This window comes from Saccharibacillus sp. O23 (assembly GCF_002205895.1).
GTDB lineage: Bacteria > Bacillota > Bacilli > Paenibacillales > Paenibacillaceae > Saccharibacillus.
Genome location: NZ_NJDE01000002.1, coordinates 401,998 through 419,583 on the forward strand (window position 1 = coordinate 401,998; position 17,586 = coordinate 419,583).

The window sequence follows — 17,586 nt, forward strand, 5'->3', positions numbered from 1 at the left end:
GGGAGCCGATGCCAACTGTCTGTCGAACGATCTCTCCGTCGGGCGTCCGCTTTTCGCGCCCGATTGGTTCCTCTGCCGTTCGGGTATAAAAGGAAAGAAGCGACGACAACGAATGGAGGCCTGCATCATGAAACATTTGAGCGATTCCCAAATCGATACGCTGAAAAACCTGCTGCTGGAGCGCAAAAGCGAATTGGAGCAGCACTTCGATAACAGCGAAGATACGCCGGAAGGCTTCGAGACTTCCATTCGAGATTCCACGGGCGAATTGACGGCCGTCGATAATCACCCTGCCGATCTGGGCACGGAAGAATTCGAACGCGCCCGCGACATGGCGATCGACGCCGACCTGTCGGAACGTCTGGAAGAAGTCGAGGCCGCGCTTAAACGCATCGAAGACGGCACGTACGGCATCGACGCCAAGACCGGCAAAGAGATTCCGTTCGAGCGGTTAGAAGCGGTTCCTTATACGTCTTACAATGTCGATACGACGCCGGAAAACGACCCGATTACGGATTACCGTCCGGTCGAAGAAGACGTGATGACCGCTCCTCCTTCGGGAGCCGGCGAGAATCGCCAACAGCATGCCGGCAAGTTCGACGACGCGGACGCTTGGCAGGCGGTCGAGAGCTACGGCAACGCCGATTCTCCCGCCATGTCGACGCAGCGCGACGTCGAGAGTTACGACCAACTGTCCAGCGAGAATAACGCGGACGAAGGAACGGTCGAAGACATCGAGCGTTTCGCCGCCAACGATATGGCCGAAGGCCATCGCAGCGTCGAGATGACGCGCGCGGAACGCGAATACGTCGAAGCCGGCGAAGGCGAACCGATCGCGGAGATCGACGAATCCGTCGACGACGAAGCCGAGCTTGTCCGCGTTTTGGAACAAGACGGCACTGAGCAAGGCAAGCGCAGCAGCGACGAATAAACGCGGAACGCGGCCATAGGTTTTCCGTTATCGAGCCCGAATCGTTTTTTTACGATTCGGGTTCTTGTTTTGTTTTCCGGCTTCCGTATACTGATAAGAGGTAACTCGATTACCGATGAATAGGAAGTATGAACAAGAAAAACGCCACCTTCTTCCTTTTTTCGTGTAGAATATGGAGAATAACAGATTATTTTCTTATCGCGCGTAATACTTGAATAGACGCGTTCGGTTCGCTATTTCGCGCCAATACGAAACGAGGAAGGAGTACATATGGCTCAGCATCTTCAAATGCTTCTGACCCATGACTTCGACGAACTTGACGAAGGCATGCAGGAGTTAATCTATAACGAATATTACGATCTCTCCTACGGAGCGATCTTCTATATCGTACGCGACCATGCGGCCGCCGAAGACGTGATTCAAGAAGCCTTCCTGAAATTGATCGGAAAAAGGCCCGAATTCGAAAACGAATCCAAGTTCTTCGCTTGGCTGAAGGTCGTGACGCGCAACTGCGCCATCAACGATTTAAGAAAAAATAAAAGACACCGTAACCATGTGGAAGCCGATAGCGTTCTTAATCATATAGAGGCAACGCAGGATAAGAATTCTTCGCCGGAGAAAACGGTCGAGGTCCAGATGATGGAAGAAGCGATCCTGCGGCATCTCGAAGGAATGAAGCCGGAATACCGGGCCATCATTCTTTACCGCTGGAAATACGGAATGTCGTATAGGGAAATCGCGGATGCGCTCGATACGAGCGAAGACATCATCCGGCAGCGATTGTTCAGGGCACGGGAAAACATGCGTAAGGCACTGCGCAAAGAATGGGAGGGCAGCGATGAACGACGAAAAATTTGACGAGCTGTTCGACGAGGCGTTCGAGCGGGCGGTAAGCTCCGCGTCTCCGGTCGACCCGGAGTCCCGCCGGGCCGCTTGGGAACGAGTACAAAATCGTCGGAAGCAGCTTTCCGGCAGCACGGAAGTTCGGACCGGCGAGAATATTGCGGAACATGCAGAAACGACGTCTTCGAAAGCACCGGCTTCCTTGCCGCAACAAGCCGGGCAGCAGCAGTCTTTCCGGAGACGCTACAGACGATCCATTCGCATGACCGGTATCGCGGCAGGATTGATTCTGTTCGGCTCGGTCGCTTTCTCGGATCCCGTTCGGACCGGCGCTTTGAATCCTTTGTATCAGAAGCTGTATACGTGGAGCACGGGAGAAGCGGTCGTGGTAAGCGGCCAGCAGAAGCCGCAGTCTACGGAAGGCGCCTTGACGCCCCCGCCGCCGGAAGGCATCGAAAAACCTACCTTCGAGAGTACGGAAGAGGCTCTTCCGGAACCGGAACCCGGCCAAATTATCAGTTCCGTCCATTACGAAGAACAGCCTGTCAGCCTTGAAGAAATCAAACAGCGCCTGGCTTACCCTATGCCCGAATTCCCGCGCGTGCCCGCCGACTTGGAGAGGTACGAAACTACGTTGTCCGTTCCCGACGACGGATCGGCCCCCGTCAGTTTCACGTTACGATACAAGGGCGAAAACGATCGTACGCTATCCATCTTTGTCGATTACTTGAACGAAGACGCGAATCGAACTTACAGTTTCGGAATCGGTAAAGTCACGGAAATCGAACTGGATAACGGTCTGGAAGGACAATTCGTGGATCGCGAGGAAGGCAGCGAAGATCTTGTGCACGTGATTCGCGGCCAGATCGACATCTTGATCAGCGGCAATCTGACGCGCGACGAACTGCTGCAAATTGCCGGGCATATCGTAGACGGAGAACCTCGGTAATCCGTATGCAAAGAAGACTTCTCCGAAGAAAAGTCTTCTTTGCGCGGGTCCTGAAGAGTACTGCGGCGAAAAGCAAAGATTACTTGGATACGAGCACGCTGCCGCTGTAGCTGGAATTGCTTTCGCGGTCGCTTCCGCTCGCTACCCAATGGTCCGATTTGACTCGGTAGTAATAACCTTTCGTAACCGTCGTCGTATAATTCACACTAGCCGAGAAAGTCGATTCGCTCGTGGACGGAGCGCCGAAGTTTACCCAAGCGCTGCCGTTCCAATATTGCAGGTAAGACGTAACGCCTGCCCGTAACGTCGAATTCGAGGTTCTGGTGATCGCCGTTACGCGTACGGAATTCGGACCGGCAAGCGAAAGTTCGCTGGACGAGGCTGTCAAATATTTATTGGCGACCAAACTTTGCATCAGATTATTCGCAGGCGATGCGGGCGGGGGCGGAGTCAGTGCGCCGGGAGCATTGGGAAAGACCGTCGAATCGGAATCGGGAAGGGACGGCAGCGCGAACTCCGTAACCTCCGCCGAGCCCTGTTCGTCCGTCGTCTCCGTTGCAGAAGCAAATCCGATTGTCGGCGAAAGAACGGAAGCGAGGACGAGCGCGGCGGCCGGAATCGCGAAAACTTTTAAAAACGAACGTTTTTTGTTTGTGTCCATTTTTATTCCCCTTTATTATGTAATAGCATTTCATATGAATAAGACGAAAAAGGAACCCAAAGGGTTCCTTTTTTTTTGAATTTCTAATTATTTTTTTGCTTCAAATTTCGTCCGATTCCTGTTGTTGTCGAATTTTAGTGCCTTATCAACAAAAATAAAAGATAAATTTTAGTTTTTGATTCATATTTTAAGGAAAATTTAATAAAAAGTTAATCGAGATCACTTTTTCCTTCTATACCATTCATAAATCTGCCCGGCGTCCGAATGCTTCAATCTGGCTACCGAGATCGACGAGCCTCCGGAACCGCCCAACAGATGCGCTTTGACGTTCAACATCTCGCCTTTGCGCTGCCAACGGCTGCCGCCGACATGCAAAGCCACGATATGGCGTTTGAGCGTACAATGGGTCTGCTTGGCGAACGTCCGATTGACGATCATGAGCCGATCGTCTTCCAGCGTCGCGCCGCTCGTTCGGTAACTCCAATAATCGATCCCCAAGCTGGCCGGAATCAGAAGCAGCGCCCAACGGCCCATATACGGGAAGAAATAGATCAATACGGCGGCGATGACTACGGTGACGACAAGTCCGATCCATGTATACCCCCACCAAGCACGCTTGGGCGGGCGGAATTCCGCTCCGGCGAACCGGAACTGCGGAATGGTGCCGCTCAGCAGTTCTTCGATCTTCGCGCGCGCGATAAACGGATGCAGCGCGGGCGTCTCTTTCTCTTCCGCAGACGAAACGACGTTGAGTTCGACATGCGCGTAACCGAGCGCTTGGCGCAGCCAACCTTCGCGAATCGTCACGGCTTGAACCCTGCCCGGATGGAACAAGAACTGTTTGCGTTCCAGCAGGCCGTAACGGATCGACAACCTCTCTCCTTCCCGGTACAACGAGAAGCCGGCATACTTGACGATGAACAGCACCAACGACAACAGCCAAGCCGCGATCAGCGCGACGGCGGCGATGATCAAGATCGCCCGGAAGCCGGTCAGATAAGCTTGGGCGTTCGTGACCAAGCGGTTCATCCACTCGTCCGGCAGCAGGTCGTCCGCGAAGGAGAATATGCCGGCCACGAAGGCGACGGCCAGACCGAGGTTCATCTCGGTGAGCGCCGCCAGGAACAGGCGGCCCGGTCCGAGCCGGTAAAGCAGCTCCGGCTCGGGCGCGCGCGCCGCGCGGGACCGCCCTGCGGCGGCGGTCCCCGCTTCTTGCGGGAGAGCCCCGCCTTCGGCGCGGCGGGACTCTCCCGCCTGCGCGTCCGGCGGGGCGAAGCTGCCCGCCGCGCCGGACGCGCCCTGCTCCGGCCCCGCGAAGCCGGCCGGAGGCTCTTGGCCTTCGGCCCCTCCGGCCGGGCCGAAGAACGGCTCTGCCGCCGCCGGTTCCGCGGCGGCGCCGTGGTCCGCAGCGCGCTCGTTCAGCGCGCGCTGGAGCCGCTCCGCCTCGCGGCGCGGCAGCACGGGGAGCACGGCATCCCCGTCGCCCGAGCCGCCGGGCGTCTCGATCTTGAGCTGCACGACGCCCAGAATCCGCTGGATCAGCGGCTGCTCCTGACTGACGGAGTGAATGCGCGAGTAATAGATGATCTTCTCGCTGCGCTGAATCAGCCCTTTGCGGATCGTGATCCGATCGCCTTCTTCTTCGTAGGTGAACTTCTTCCAACCGAGAATTTCGACCAATCCGGTCAGGACGACCAATAACACGCCGACGCCCAGAATCCATAGAGCGAAGCCGGGCGCGCGGTTGCCGGCAATGAACTGCACCGCGAACAGCACCGCGACCGGCACCAGCGTCCGCAGCATGCGAAGCATCGCGAAGACGATATACAGCGGCGACATCCGTTTCGGGCCGCTCATTCTTCCGTCCTCCGCGCCAATTCTCCGATCATGCGTTTGAAGTTCTCCGCTTCGTCCGATTTCAATCCGGCGATCGAATGCGTCGTGGCCGCCGTCACGATCTTGATCTCGGCGAGACCGTATTTGCGCAGAATCGGTCCGCTCTCGAGCTTGACGTGCTGCACTTTGGTCATCGGGATCAAGGTCTCGCTGATAAAGAACAGCCCTTTGCGGATCTCCACTTCTTCTTCGAAGACGGCGAATCCGAAGCGGTTGTACCGAATGATCGGCACGCGGAACACCGCGAACGCGAACAGCAGCGCGCAGACGAACGTTACCGCCGCGCCGACCCACAGAGGCGGCCAATCCCATTCGAATACGACGCTGAGCACCGTTAACGCGGCCGCCGCCAGAAGCGGAATCGCGTAGAAGATCGCGCTGCCGACGCGCGAAGCCGCAATCCAGTCGGCGTGCAGACGCCTGAAACGATCCGGGCCGCGATGATCTTGCTCTTCATTCCATTCCATGTCTTCCCCTCCATGCTGTAAAGCGTAGCGGTATTTTTCGTCCAAGTCAATCGGACGAGGACGCCGGCTAGGCCTTGTATCTCGCCTAGCACTTTACGCACGCGAAGCGTATTCGGTTGCCGATTCGCCGGAAATCGTCGGCTGGACGCAAAAAGACCGCCGGAGCAGACTCCGGCGGTCGATCTCAGGATTGCAAGGCATCAATGGAACGGTCGCTACGACGGTCGGCCGCTTGACGGACTTTCCGGCGTTTCTTAAGCGCCGGCTTCGGCCCGTTTGGCCGACAAAGCGACGACCGTGTCGTCCTCTTCCTCCGGCATCTCCGGTTCGTCCTCTTCGTTACGAGGTTCCGGGAACTGTTCTTCTTCGGGGAGCGGCTTCAGAATGCGCACGCGGGAGATCCGCTTCTGTTCCGTCTCGTCGACGATGAACGTGCTGCCTTCGTAGTCGACCGACTGGCCTTTGCGCGGCGGCAGCGCGTCGATATGCGCGTACAGCCAACCTCCGATCGTATCGTAGTCGTCGTAATCCAACTCGAAACCGAATTGATCGTTAACGTCCTGAATCAGCATCATGCCGTCGATCGAATAACTGAATTCGCCGGCTTGTTCGAGTTCTGGCCGTTCTTCTTCGTCGAATTCGTCCTGAATTTCGCCGACGATCTCTTCCATGATGTCTTCGAGCGTCACCAGACCGGCCGTACCGCCGTATTCGTCGACCAACATCGCGATCTGCGTGCGGCTGCGCTGCATCAGCTTCATCAATTCGCTGATCCGGATCGATTCCGGAACCGCGATGATCGGACGGATCAGGCGATCGTAATCCGCATCCGGGTAACGCATCAAGTCTTTGATATGAACGAAGCCGATAATATGGTCTTTGTCCTGTTCGCAGACCGGGTAGCGCGTCCGCATGCCGTCATACGCGATCTCCAGATTTTCTTCGCGCGGCAGATTCTTGTACAGACAGATCATTTCCGTCCGCGGAATCATGACTTCGCGCGCCGTCGTGTCGGCAAATTCGAAGATGTTGTCGACAAGCGCCATCTCGGTATTGTCGATCAGCCCGTTTTTATTGCTTTCCTTCACCAGGATTCGGATTTCTTCTTCGGTATGCGCCGATTCGAGTTCGGTCGCCGGTTCGATCCGGAGCAAGCGGAGCAGCGCGTTCGCCATTCCGTTAAGCGCCCAGATGAACGGATACATGGTCTTGTAGAATAAGACCATCGGAGCGGCCGCCGTCAGCGCCACCGCTTCCGTCTTGCGGATCGCCATCGATTTCGGGGCGAGTTCCCCGATCACGATATGCAGCATGGTAATGATGACGAATCCGATCGCCACGGACGTGCCGTGAATCGCGGCCTCGTTGTTCCAGCCGAAGCCGTGGAACATCGGACGCAGGAACGACGCGACCGCGGGTTCCCCGATCCAGCCGAGTCCGAGCGAGGCCAGCGTAATGCCGAGCTGGCAGGCCGACAGATAAGCGTCGAGATTGTTTACCATGCTTCGGGCGAAGCCGGCGCGTTTGCTGCCGCTCTCCGCCATCGTCGCGAGCCGGCTCTCGCGGAGCCGAACCATCGCGAATTCCGCCGCCACGAAAAATCCGTTCAAACCGACAAGCAGCACAACCAATAAAATACTTAACCAACCGGGCAAGGGGTCACTGGTCAATAGAAATCCCGTTTTCCGAACCGCTTAACGCATTGCGGCATTACCCGAAAAACGGGTCCACCTCCTTCGTTTCGTTGAATGATTTTGACTAACCGTCGTTGTTCTCTTGCTTGTTTTCGGCGCCATCGCCCAAGCTAGCAACTTCCCAATTTCGTTCACTCCGTTTCTTTTTTAGCTATAATTACAATTATAAAGCTAAAAACGATCTTAGCAAAATAGGAACGGAAGGCCAAAAACGGCAAAAAACCGCCGTAAAGGCGGTTAAAAGCCCATATGATCAACCGATTCTTATCTAGAGCGTCGTCCATCGGCTTTTGCCGCGCTTTTCCGGCGAATACTCTTAATTTTTATGGCAAATCAGCGTGAACGTCTTGGGGATTCCCCGGTCGAAACTGTCGCCGGACAGATTGGGTTCTTCGCGCAAAACGGCTAAGGTCAATCCGCTTTGCGCCACTGCCGTCACGATCTCGCCGAGATTCCATTTGCGAAGCAGCACTCTCGGCGATTCGCCTTCGGCGTATTTGGCGAAAGACGCTTCCTGCTCTTCGAGCGACGTGTCGAAGTAATCGCCGTCCACTTTATGCTTGCGGATCTTGGCCGTCGTCCCCCGGGAAGAGATCAGTTTGGTCGAGACCGGATGGAAATCGCGCAGCACGAATCGTCCGCCCGGCGCGAGCAGCGTCTCGGCCAACCGCATAAACGGAGTCAGATCCGTAAAATAATGCAGGATGCCCATTTCCGCGAATACGACGTCGTAAGTTCCCGCCAGCTTGTCCGTATCCAACTTCAAGACGTCGGAAACCGTATAGTCGAGCGAAACTCCGGCGGCTTCGGCCAGCTCCAGCGCGTAACGCCGATTTCCCGGCGAGAAATCCACGACGGCGACCGAAGCCCCGAGCAGCGCTAATGCGACAGCTTTGCTTCCGTTGGAGCCCATCAGGTTCATGATGCGTTTGCCGTCAGGCTCGCCGATCGCTTCTCCCAACACCGATAACGATTTGCTCGGCTGCTTGGCGATTCGCGCCGCCGCTTCTTCGGGCGTTCCGAAACGCCGAACCCACGCGTCGTAAGTCTCCCGGTTCCAAGCTTCTTCGTTAAAAAGTTGAGTAGGTTCGCTTTCCGGTCTTTCTGCGGAATCGTTCCTCTTATCGTTTGGTTGTGCATCGTTCATGACGTATATCCTCTCCGGCGCATCGCTTCGTGCTGGTGCCGATGCGCCTTCCCTTTTCTAAATTCTGACCCATATCAGGTCGTTTTCGTTCGAAGGCGGAAGATCCGCTTTGAGCAGATCGCCGGCTTGCATGACGCTCAGATTCGGCAGATGCCGCAAGTCTTCGAGCGAATGCACGTCGAAATAACCGTCTTCTCCGTTCCAGAACGGAATGATTTGCTGCTGAACTTGCTGCCCGGTCCCGATCACCAGTTTGGTGACAAGGGAGAGATCCTGTTCCGTCAGCGCGAGACGCTCGAAATATTCGCGAACTTCCGGAATCGGACGATCGCCTTCTTCGGCAATCGAGATCCTGCGCATCGCGTATTCTTGAATAAACACGCCGATATCGAATTGCGGCCGAAGCACCTGCTGTTTATACATCAACTCTTCGATCACGGCAAGCTTGAAATTGAAGTCCGCAAAAGCTACTCCGCCTTCCCGGCAGGGCATGCCGTCGGCTTGGATTCGGGCGATCATCGCATTGGCTTCGCACAACGTATCGACGACTTTGACGGCGCGCGGAGTATGGCGCTTCTGCGCCGCGACCAGCTCCAGAACAAGCCTCCGATCCGTCGATCTCGCGAACTGAAGCAGCGGCTGCCGAAGCAGCGGATAGTAGACGAACACGTCGACGAATTCGTCGAACTGCGAGTCGGACCAGTTGGGCATCCGCTGCTCTAGAAGCTCCAGCACGGGAGCGATTCCGCGTTCGAGCACCGGCGAACCTTCTCCGAAGAACGAAGAAGCCAGATTGTAATAAGCTTTTCCTTTGGCGTCCTTCGTCAGATCCAAGCTTAGATAGAAATCGATCAGCCCCGCGACTTCGGCCAGATAATCGGGATGATAACCGAGCATGTAGACATGCACGGGCGTACAAGCCGGATAGAAGGTTCGAATCAATCGCGGAAGAAGCATCGAGGCTTCGACCCGAAGATCGTCGTCGTCCATATAGTGAGGATGATTGAAATAAACTTCGAACAGCGACGCGGCAGAGCACGACAGCCCGCGAAAAACCGGATCCTCCGGCGAGAGCAGCGCTCCTTTCGTATTCCATGCGGCAAGCAGTTTAAGCACTCGGGCATGGCGAGAACGAAGTTCTTCCCTCAATGCATAAGAGCTTTCGAGAGACGCTTTTCTCAGCGCGAATAATTCCGCCAGCTTGGCCGTTCGGCGTGCCGATCGCGGATCGACGAACTTTTCTTGTTCCAAGGCGTCAAGCATCACATCGTAAAACCATGCGCGTTCCTCGGCGGTTAACAGGACAAACATCGACCAGGCCTCGTTTATTCGTTCGTCCACGCGCTTTTGGATCTCTTGCACAAGCTCGAAATCGTCCACCCATTCGATCGAAGCCTCGATCAAAGCACGGCCCTCCGATTCGGGGGTAAATCCCTGAAGCCGGTTCAACAGCTTTTGCGAGAGTTCCGGCGGCTCCTCGTCGGGCTGAGCCCGAAGCAGGGTATGGAGCTTGGTCATGATATTTCCTCCCCGTACATAATGCGTTGACCGAGCGATCTAGGTCCACTACTATAAATTTTGTACCTATTATATTATCATTTTGTTCATGTGCTGTACCAGTCCAGCTTTTTGGAATCTATTCAAATTTTGACGATTCGCCTCGATTCGCGTTTCTCCCGATTCCCGCTCCGACCGATCGGTTGTATAATGAAAGCGGAACCATACGAGGTACCATTCGAAGGAGGATGACGATGGCAAACAACGGGCAGCCTGAGCTGCGCGATCCGGTTACGGTCGATGTGTCTCCGTACGCGCGCGCCCAGACTTTCGAAGGTTGGGGAACGTCGCTGGCATGGTGGGCCAACGTGTTGGGAGGTTGGAGCGAAGAACGGCAGCAGGAAATCGTGGACAAGCTGTATTCCGCGGAGCAAGGGTTAGGCATGACGATCGCGCGGTATAACATCGGCGGAACGAAAGACGCGAATGACCCTTATTTGGATTACGGCAAAGCGATTCTGTCTTATCAAAGCGAAGACGGCTCTTGGGACTGGTCTCGCGACGCCAATCAACGGGCTATTTTGCAGAAAATCCAAACGACCGCGGATTCTCCGATCTTCGAAGCGTTCTCCAACTGCCCGCCTTGGTGGATGACCTGTTCTTACGATCCTTCCTCGCCTGACGGCGCGGCCGGCTGCACTACGGGCGGACCGAACGGCGGCGATAATCTTCGAGACGGATCGGAAGGCGACTTTGCCCGTTATCTGGTCGATGTGCTGCGTCATTTCCGCGACGAATGGAATATCGTTTTCCGCACGTTGGCTCCTTTTAACGAACCGGTAGCGGGTTGGTGGAAATATCGAATCACCAAACAAGAAGGCGCTCAGATTCTGGCTCGTCAACAGGAGTTAGTGCTTCGCGAAGCTTTCGACGCGCTGCGAAATGCCGGCCTGCACGAGACGAGCCTCAGCGCATCCGACGAATCGTTCGTGGAGATGGCGCGCGCCACATGGGAAGCGTTCTCGGACGAAACCAAAGCGCGAATTCCTCAGGTCAACACGCATACTTACAACGATTTTTCTTATGACCCGACTGCTTTCAGGCAGGCCGTGCACGCCGACGGAAAAAAACTCTGGATGTCCGAAGTCGGATTCGAGAACGGCGAGCATCCCGTTCCGGACTCCCGCTCGATGAGCGGCGCTCTTAAGCTGGCTCGCGGCGTCGCCAAAGATTTAAAAACGATGCAGGCCGAAGCTTGGGTCTATTGGCAGGCGGTAGAAAGCGATGTCAGCACATGGGGATTGATCTTCGCTCCGTTCGAACATAACGAAAAAGAATCGTATCGGATGTATAAGCAGTATTACGCGCTCGCCAACTACAGCCGATTCATCCGACCGGGCAGCGCCGTGGTAGACGTTCAAGGCGAATGTTCGCTTGCCGCCGTATCCGCGGACGCCGACCGTCTCGTAATCGTGACCTACAACGAAAGCGAGACCGAACCCGCGATGCATCGTTACCGGCTGCGGGATCTGCCAGACCCGGCGTTTTGCGGAAAAGTTCGCGTTTACCGCACCTCGGCCGACGAGAATCTAGCGAAACTCGAGCCGATCGCGCTGCAAGACGGCACGTTTACGGCCGAAGTCCCTCCCGCTTCCGTCACCACTTACGTCATCGAAGGCTTACCTCGCTGAGCGATCGCCGTTTCCAATCGAAAAGCCCCTTCTCCTGTCGTCAGGTCGAAGGGGCTTTCATATGGAAGTATCCATCAGGAATCGAAACCTCGCTTTGTTTAGAGTCCGTTCATCGTCGACGAATTCTGTTACTGACCGGCGAAGAAGGCTTCGTTGCCGGAATAGAAATAACCGGTCGTATCGCTGAACACGACATAATCGATGCAATTGAGCGGAACGACGGTCCGTTGACCGTATTCGGCGCTGAGTACGATATGATCGCTGCCCGCCGCCTCGAGCCGGCCTTCGATCGAAGCCTGGGAGAATCCCGCGTTCATGCCCGGAATCATGTAGAAAATTCCGCTGCGGCCCAGATTGTTCTGCAGCGTGGAAATCACGTTCGGCTGTTCGTAGTTGGTCTGCGGAATGGAAGCTTCGATCATCGGCGCTCCCGATCTCGCCATCGAATTGCGGAATCCCGCACTGCTTCTGCCGGCCAGCCCGCTGCCGATCCGATAAGTCACGGGCGAATAAGAGTATTCCATATCAATCCCTCCTCGTATTTTGCGCGGAAGTCCGCGATGGATGAAGACGCGTTCACGTCCGGCCGTCCGTACAGGCAATTTGTGAGAAGGCAAAATTGCGATTAGGGCACAACGTATGCTTCATATCCTTTCTATTACCCTTGAAAAGGAAGATCAAACCTTATTTTTACATCGAATATGGCAAAATAACGAAAAAACCTGTTTCCATGTCAAAAAAGCGAACAGCAGAAGTACCGCCGTTCGCTTTATTCGACCTAAAATCGCGAAAAATAGAAGTTAACCTGCCACCGACCGAAACCTGCTTCGAATCTTGAATTTCGGAGATCCGGTTCGATTTCCGGCTTCATTCGGCATAAATCATCTTGCGCGTCATGCCGCCGTCCAGAACCAATTCCGTTCCCGTGAGGAACGTATTTTCCGGGTCGGTCAAATACAAGCAGGCGCGCGCTACATCTTCCGGTCTGCCGACTCTGCCCGCAGGATGCTGCCGGTGATCTTCTTCCCGAAGCTGCTCGTACTCGCCCGTGTCGATCCAGCCGGGACTGATGCAGTTGACCCGAATGCCGTCGCCGCCCAGAGAGATCGCCAGAGAATGGGTAAGCGCAAGCACGGCCCCTTTGGATGCGGCATAAGCTTCGAAGTTCGGCTCCGACATATGCGCGCGGGTCGAGCACAGATTCACGACGCAGCCGCTGCCGTTCTTGCGCATATGCAGAGCCGCTTCGCGCGTCGCCAGAAAAGTTCCGCGCACATTGGTATTCAGCACGTCGTCCCATTCTTTGACCGTCAATTCGTAAGGAGATTTCCAGATGCCGAACCCGGCATTATTGATCAGAATATCGATTCGTTCGTATGTCCCGATCGCTTCGCGCATCAGATGCGCGATATCCGCTTCTTTCGACACGTCGCAAGGCACGAAGATCGCTTCGCCTCCGGAATTCCGAATTTCAGCCGCCGCCGCCGCGCCTTCGGCTTCGAGTTTATCGGCAAGCACGACGCGTGCTCCCCGCTGCGCGTAGCTCTGAGCAATCGCCTTCCCGATGCCTTGCGCGGCGCCGGTGACGATCACGGTCATCGATTCAACATTCATGTCGCGCACTCCTTCCTTTCTGATATCATTGTATGATTAACCGAAGTTGCGGCCGTGCAAAACGTTCTCGATCTCCTGCCGGATCGCCGCACGGCAAAAAAGTCCTTCGCGGAGGTGAGAGGCGAAAGACTTCTGAACCGATCTTTATATTATTGTGAATTAATTCACTTGAAAAGCTGCACGGGATGATCGGGTTCCGAAAACGGGAGTCTTGCGTTACGCGTAATACAGATTCAGCAATTTGTTTGTTTCGGCAGCTTCTGTTTCTTCTTCCAACACGCCTTGTTCGGCCCAGCAAGCCAAGCATTGTTCTTCGCTTTCGCAGAGGTGAGCGTCTTGGCAGTTATAGCAAAGATTCAAGTAGTTGCGAGTCAGTTGGTTGGTTGCGGTTGTCATTTGGAATCACTCCTCGATTAGTTTAAAAGGTCGGGATGCTCGTTGTAGGTGGACGAAGCGCTCGTCTGTCGTTTTGTTTTGTTGCATTCTTTATATTTAAAAAATAACAGATTTTTTCGCTCGCGTATGTGATTTATTTCACATTAATGATAAAAAAGAAAAACGTCCTCCTTTTCGGGAACACGTCTTTTCGTCGTCTTTGCTTCTTGCTGCTACAATACATGCCAAGTCAATCCGCCGTCCAACGTTTGCATCAATAGAGATCGACGAAGCTCCGTTTTGCCGATCAAAATCCAGCCGACTCGGTCCGAGACGAAGTCGAGCTGGAAGATCTCCGGATACTTCTCCATGTTCTCGGCGAGTTTCTCGCTCTCCGGCAGCAGGTTCCAGTTCGCTCCGCCGTCTTTGGTGCGATAGATCTGGGAGCCGCGAGCCATCCACCCGTTCGAACGATCGTAAAAAACAGGCGAGACGGACGGATTAAGCGCGGTCTGCGCAGGCAGCTTGAACGCGACGCGGTTCCAAGCGATTCCGTTGTTCGCCGTGAAATAGCCGCTGTACTGCACCGTATCGCGCTGCTTGCATCCCACGGGTACCCAAGATCCTTTTTGCTCGGCATACGATTGCGGCTTGCCGTTTACGGCGGCATCGCAGGTCTCCATCTTCTCGTCGCTCGAAGTGAAGAACGCCTTCGATTTGGTCCAGTTTTTGCCTCCGTCCTTCGTTCGGTAGACCGAAGGACGGCCCAGTTCCGACATCGTCGCATAGCCGCTTCCGTCCGATTCGAAATGCATGCCCGAGACATAGCCGAGTTCCGGCAGCGGGGTCAACGATCCGCCCGGCTGCGCCCCGCTTACCGTACGCATCACCGTCAACCAGCTCTCGCCGCCGTCCAGCGTCCGGTATAACGTCTTGTCTTCTCTTCCGACCGTCGCCGAAGTCTTGCTGGTGAGCAGCCATCCTTTTTTCTTGTCGGTAAAATAGAACGAAACCGGAAGCTCGTCCACGCGCCCCAATGTCGCCAAAGCCCAATTCTCTCCGCCGTCCGTCGTGCGCAGCACCAACGTATCTTCCGTGCTTCCCGCGCTGCGTACGACCCAGCCGTGTTTCGGGTCGGTGAAGAATACGTCTTTGCCGTATTCGGGTACCGCCGAAAACGCGACCTGCTCGGACGGCGACAAAGGCGTCCAATTCTTCCCGTTGTTCTGCGTCAAATACATGCGCAGCGCGCTGCGCGTAAGTCCCCAAGCCATCCCCGTCTTATCGTCGAATAGATGCATCTCCGTCAACCGGGTCTGCACCACGTATTCTTCATGTTGATTTTGGGCGTTTCCGCTCGTTTCCGGCTCGACCAACGTGATCTCTTGACCTCCGACATCGTCGGCCGTCGCATTCTGAACCGTCGGTTCGGATGCCGTCTCGCCCTCCGAAGATTCCCCGTTGCATGCGCTTAATACGATCGACGCCAACAGCAATATAGCCAGCACGGGCAGCAGCGCCCTCCGCTCGATTCGCAATGCAGCCGCCCCCTCATGATTCCGGATAATTGGATATGGAGCACAAATCCTTCGTCATTATAGCATAAAAGGCCCGGAGCGCACCAAGTACGGATCTGGAAGCCGATCAGCGGCCGAGCCAGATGTAGATCGGCACGAACAGCAGCGAAGTGACGATGCCCGACAGACCCATCGCGAGCGCGCTGAAGCTTCCGGCCGTCTCGGACTCCTGCAAACTGCGAGCGGTGCCGAAACCGTGCGCGGCGCTGCCCATCGCCAGGCCCATCGCCACCGGATCTCGCAGCCCCGTTTTGTAGAGAAAAGCCGGACCGAACACGCCCCCGAGCACGCCGGTAATCACGCTGAACATGACCGACAGCTCCGGCGCGCCGCCGAGCGCTTTGGAGATCTCGATCCCGATCGGCGAGCTGACCGACTTCGGCAGCATGCTGAGCAGCACTTCGTGCGACCCGCGCGCGAGAAAGACCAACAATCCGGCGCTGACGATGCCCGTGACCGAACCGGCCAACACGGATACCGTGACCGTCGCGAGCCGTTCGCGAATCAACGCGCGATGCTTATAGATCGGAACGCCGAGCGCGACGGTCGCCGGACCGAGCAGCGTCGTGAGCATGCCGACCTCGCCTTGGAAGTCGCGGACCGGAAAGCCCAGAACGACAAGGACGACCAGAATGATCGCGCTGCTGCCCAGAATCGGGTGGAGCCAACGCAGACGCTTATGAATAGCTTTCGCCGAGACGTAGGCCGCGATCGTCAAAGTCAAACCGAAAAGAGGATCATGCAGAAAACTTTGCACGTTGTTCGTCCTCCTTTTGTTCGGGCGTCGTCTTCTTCGCGACCGTCCCGGTTATCCAGAGCACGGCGAACGTGCTTCCGACGACGCCGACGCCGATCGCCACGGCATCATGACCGATAAACGGAATCAGGGCAGCGGCCCCGATGACATAAGGAATAAAAAAGAGCAGCAGATGGCCCGTCAACAAATTGGCCGAATCTTCTACCCATTCCAGCTTCACGACTTTACCGAACAATGCGGCCACGAACAGCATCAGGCCGATGACATTGCCCGGAAGCGGCAAATGAAGCGTATCGTGCAGAAGCACTCCGGCCAGACTGAATCCCAGCAGAATCGCAAACCCCCGCATGACTGTCAACCTCTTTTCCGCCGGGAATTGCCCCGGATACTTGTTCAAACATTTTTCCATTATAACAAAAGCGTGCGGGATACGCGCAAAGACTTTTGACACAATTTCGTGACAGGTGGCTTTTTACCGTGTAAACTGGTTACAAAGTTGAGAGGCCCTTTTTTGCGCCTTCCAACCCTATAAGTCGAAGAAATGGAGTGAATTGGATATGACTACCACATCCTCGCGTTCCCGCCGCGTCGTCGTGATCGGCACGGGCGACGTAGGAGCCACGACCGCTTACACCCTGCTGCTCAGGCAGCGCATGACCGAACTCGTTCTGATCGACGTCAACAAAGAGTTGGCGCTCGGCCAAGCGCTCGACATGAACCACGGCCTGCCGTTCGTAGGCGGGGTCAAGGTATGGGCAGGCGATTACTCGGACTGCAAAGACGCGGCCGTCATCATCATCGCGGCAGGCGCGGCGCAGCGTCCGGGCGAGACCCGGATCGATCTGCTCAACCGCAACGCGGGCATTTTCGACCAGATCATCGGCAATATCGTGAAATACAACGATAACGGCATTATCCTCGTCGCGACGAATCCGGTCGATATTCTCTCGTACGTCTCGTACAAGAAAAGCGGCTGGCCGGCTCACCGCGTCATCGGTTCGGGCACGCTGCTCGACAGCGCGCGCTTCCGTTATCTGATCGGCCAACAGAAACATCTCGATCCGCGCAGCATTCACGCGCACATCATCGGCGAACACGGCGATTCCGAACTGCCGGTATGGAGCATGGCGAACGTCGCCGGCGCCGCGCTGAACCTGCCGGAAAACGTGCAGGACGAAATCTTCGACAATACGAAGAACGCGGCTTACGCGATCATCAACGCCAAAGGTTCGACGTATTACGCGATCGCGCTTGCGCTGGACCGGATCGTGACGGCGATCCTTCAGAACGAAAGTTCGGTGCTCAACGTCTCGACGCTGCTGGACAACTATCACGGCATCTCCGACGTCTATCTCGGTCTGCCTTGCGTCGTGGACAGCACCGGCGTGCGCGAACATCTGGAGATCCCGATGAACGACAAAGAGTTGGAACTGCTGAACGCTTCGGCGGAAAAGCTCAAATCGGAAATCGCGAAAGTGAATCTGTAA

At 55.8% G+C, this 17,586-nt stretch carries 17 protein-coding genes; 5 read left to right on the top strand and 12 right to left on the bottom strand.

All coding sequences use genetic code 11. The features are described from left to right. Positions 1 to 127 precede the first annotated feature (127 nt). The 3 genes from CDO73_RS03330 (at position 128) to CDO73_RS03340 (ending at position 2,723) form a co-directional block, all read left to right on the top strand. Entirely contained in the window at positions 128 to 931 is an 804-nt protein-coding gene (locus CDO73_RS03330) for a TraR/DksA C4-type zinc finger protein (protein WP_088487064.1), read from the top strand. Positions 932 to 1,201: 270 nt separating this feature from the next. Further along, positions 1,202 to 1,789 (top strand): RNA polymerase sigma factor, encoded by a 588-nt coding sequence (locus tag CDO73_RS03335; protein ID WP_088487065.1) that lies wholly within the window; start codon positions 1,202 to 1,204, stop codon positions 1,787 to 1,789. Continuing rightward, positions 1,770 to 2,723 (top strand): DUF4367 domain-containing protein, encoded by a 954-nt coding sequence (locus CDO73_RS03340; protein ID WP_088487066.1) that lies wholly within the window; start codon positions 1,770 to 1,772, stop codon positions 2,721 to 2,723. The genes CDO73_RS03335 and CDO73_RS03340 overlap by 20 nt, the downstream gene beginning before the upstream one ends. A gap of 79 nt (positions 2,724 to 2,802) precedes the next feature. On the opposite strand, the gene CDO73_RS03345 is transcribed toward CDO73_RS03340, so the two are convergent. From CDO73_RS03345 to CDO73_RS03370, 6 genes are all read right to left on the bottom strand, one after another. Then, complete coding sequence (locus CDO73_RS03345; RefSeq protein WP_088487067.1) at positions 2,803 to 3,384, bottom strand: hypothetical protein; 582 nt, start codon at positions 3,382 to 3,384, stop codon at positions 2,803 to 2,805. A 219-nt stretch (positions 3,385 to 3,603) separates the two neighbouring features. After that, complete coding sequence (locus CDO73_RS03350) at positions 3,604 to 5,241, bottom strand: PH domain-containing protein (RefSeq protein WP_088487068.1); 1,638 nt, start codon at positions 5,239 to 5,241, stop codon at positions 3,604 to 3,606. Continuing rightward, positions 5,238 to 5,747 carry a PH domain-containing protein gene (locus tag CDO73_RS03355; RefSeq protein ID WP_088487069.1) on the bottom strand — a complete coding sequence of 170 codons (510 nt, stop codon included), beginning with the start codon at positions 5,745 to 5,747 and terminating at the stop codon, positions 5,238 to 5,240. Before CDO73_RS03355 ends, CDO73_RS03350 begins: the two co-directional genes overlap by 4 nt. 254 nt (positions 5,748 to 6,001) lie before the next feature. Further along, positions 6,002 to 7,417, bottom strand: a complete 1,416-nt coding sequence (locus CDO73_RS03360) for a hemolysin family protein (protein WP_179218522.1) — start codon at positions 7,415 to 7,417, stop codon at positions 6,002 to 6,004. A gap of 340 nt (positions 7,418 to 7,757) precedes the next feature. Further along, positions 7,758 to 8,588, bottom strand: a complete 831-nt coding sequence (locus tag CDO73_RS03365) for a class I SAM-dependent methyltransferase (protein WP_088487071.1) — start codon at positions 8,586 to 8,588, stop codon at positions 7,758 to 7,760. 57 nt (positions 8,589 to 8,645) lie between these two features. Then, positions 8,646 to 10,106 carry a DUF6892 domain-containing protein gene (locus CDO73_RS03370; protein ID WP_088487072.1) on the bottom strand — a complete coding sequence of 487 codons (1,461 nt, stop codon included), beginning with the start codon at positions 10,104 to 10,106 and terminating at the stop codon, positions 8,646 to 8,648. Positions 10,107 to 10,339: 233 nt separating this feature from the next. Between CDO73_RS03370 and CDO73_RS03375 the strand changes: the two genes are divergently transcribed. Beyond that, positions 10,340 to 11,776: a glycoside hydrolase gene (locus CDO73_RS03375; protein WP_179218524.1), complete on the top strand. Its 1,437-nt coding sequence runs from the start codon at positions 10,340 to 10,342 to the stop codon at positions 11,774 to 11,776. 128 nt (positions 11,777 to 11,904) lie between these two features. On the opposite strand, the gene CDO73_RS03380 is transcribed toward CDO73_RS03375, so the two are convergent. The 6 genes from CDO73_RS03380 to CDO73_RS03405 form a co-directional block, all read right to left on the bottom strand. Then, on the bottom strand, positions 11,905 to 12,300 hold the full coding sequence (locus CDO73_RS03380) for a spore coat protein GerQ (RefSeq protein ID WP_088487074.1): 396 nt from the start codon (positions 12,298 to 12,300) through the stop codon (positions 11,905 to 11,907). A gap of 343 nt (positions 12,301 to 12,643) precedes the next feature. Further along, complete coding sequence (locus tag CDO73_RS03385) at positions 12,644 to 13,390, bottom strand: SDR family NAD(P)-dependent oxidoreductase (protein ID WP_088487075.1); 747 nt, start codon at positions 13,388 to 13,390, stop codon at positions 12,644 to 12,646. Between the two features lie 216 nt (positions 13,391 to 13,606). Further along, entirely contained in the window at positions 13,607 to 13,786 is a 180-nt protein-coding gene (locus CDO73_RS03390) for a hypothetical protein (protein ID WP_088487076.1), read from the bottom strand. A 212-nt stretch (positions 13,787 to 13,998) separates the two neighbouring features. Next, positions 13,999 to 15,303, bottom strand: coding sequence for a WD40/YVTN/BNR-like repeat-containing protein (locus CDO73_RS03395; RefSeq protein ID WP_088487077.1), 1,305 nt, complete (start codon positions 15,301 to 15,303; stop codon positions 13,999 to 14,001). Positions 15,304 to 15,409: 106 nt separating this feature from the next. Beyond that, complete coding sequence (locus CDO73_RS03400; protein WP_088487078.1) at positions 15,410 to 16,099, bottom strand: LrgB family protein; 690 nt, start codon at positions 16,097 to 16,099, stop codon at positions 15,410 to 15,412. Beyond that, entirely contained in the window at positions 16,080 to 16,448 is a 369-nt protein-coding gene (locus CDO73_RS03405) for a CidA/LrgA family protein (protein WP_088487079.1), read from the bottom strand. The genes CDO73_RS03400 and CDO73_RS03405 overlap by 20 nt, the downstream gene beginning before the upstream one ends. 208 nt (positions 16,449 to 16,656) lie before the next feature. Here CDO73_RS03405 and CDO73_RS03410 point away from each other — a divergent pair, with 208 nt between their 5' ends. Beyond that, entirely contained in the window at positions 16,657 to 17,586 is a 930-nt protein-coding gene (locus CDO73_RS03410) for an L-lactate dehydrogenase (protein ID WP_088487080.1), read from the top strand.

What these genes read in the sequence shown, in the direction of transcription:
- CDO73_RS03330 (WP_088487064.1), top strand. Translation starts at nt 128, where the DNA reads ATGAAACATTTGAGCGATTCCCAAATCGATACGCTGAAAAACCTGCTG.
- CDO73_RS03335 (WP_088487065.1), top strand. Translation starts at nt 1,202, where the DNA reads ATGGCTCAGCATCTTCAAATGCTTCTGACCCATGACTTCGACGAACTT.
- CDO73_RS03340 (WP_088487066.1), top strand. Translation starts at nt 1,770, where the DNA reads ATGAACGACGAAAAATTTGACGAGCTGTTCGACGAGGCGTTCGAGCGG.
- CDO73_RS03345 (WP_088487067.1), bottom strand. Translation starts at nt 3,384, where the DNA reads ATGGACACAAACAAAAAACGTTCGTTTTTAAAAGTTTTCGCGATTCCG.
- CDO73_RS03350 (WP_088487068.1), bottom strand. Translation starts at nt 5,241, where the DNA reads ATGAGCGGCCCGAAACGGATGTCGCCGCTGTATATCGTCTTCGCGATG.
- CDO73_RS03355 (WP_088487069.1), bottom strand. Translation starts at nt 5,747, where the DNA reads ATGGAATGGAATGAAGAGCAAGATCATCGCGGCCCGGATCGTTTCAGG.
- CDO73_RS03365 (WP_088487071.1), bottom strand. Translation starts at nt 8,588, where the DNA reads ATGAACGATGCACAACCAAACGATAAGAGGAACGATTCCGCAGAAAGA.
- CDO73_RS03370 (WP_088487072.1), bottom strand. Translation starts at nt 10,106, where the DNA reads ATGACCAAGCTCCATACCCTGCTTCGGGCTCAGCCCGACGAGGAGCCG.
- CDO73_RS03375 (WP_179218524.1), top strand. Translation starts at nt 10,340, where the DNA reads ATGGCAAACAACGGGCAGCCTGAGCTGCGCGATCCGGTTACGGTCGAT.
- CDO73_RS03380 (WP_088487074.1), bottom strand. Translation starts at nt 12,300, where the DNA reads ATGGAATACTCTTATTCGCCCGTGACTTATCGGATCGGCAGCGGGCTG.
- CDO73_RS03385 (WP_088487075.1), bottom strand. Translation starts at nt 13,390, where the DNA reads ATGAATGTTGAATCGATGACCGTGATCGTCACCGGCGCCGCGCAAGGC.
- CDO73_RS03390 (WP_088487076.1), bottom strand. Translation starts at nt 13,786, where the DNA reads ATGACAACCGCAACCAACCAACTGACTCGCAACTACTTGAATCTTTGC.
- CDO73_RS03405 (WP_088487079.1), bottom strand. Translation starts at nt 16,448, where the DNA reads ATGCGGGGGTTTGCGATTCTGCTGGGATTCAGTCTGGCCGGAGTGCTT.
- CDO73_RS03410 (WP_088487080.1), top strand. Translation starts at nt 16,657, where the DNA reads ATGACTACCACATCCTCGCGTTCCCGCCGCGTCGTCGTGATCGGCACG.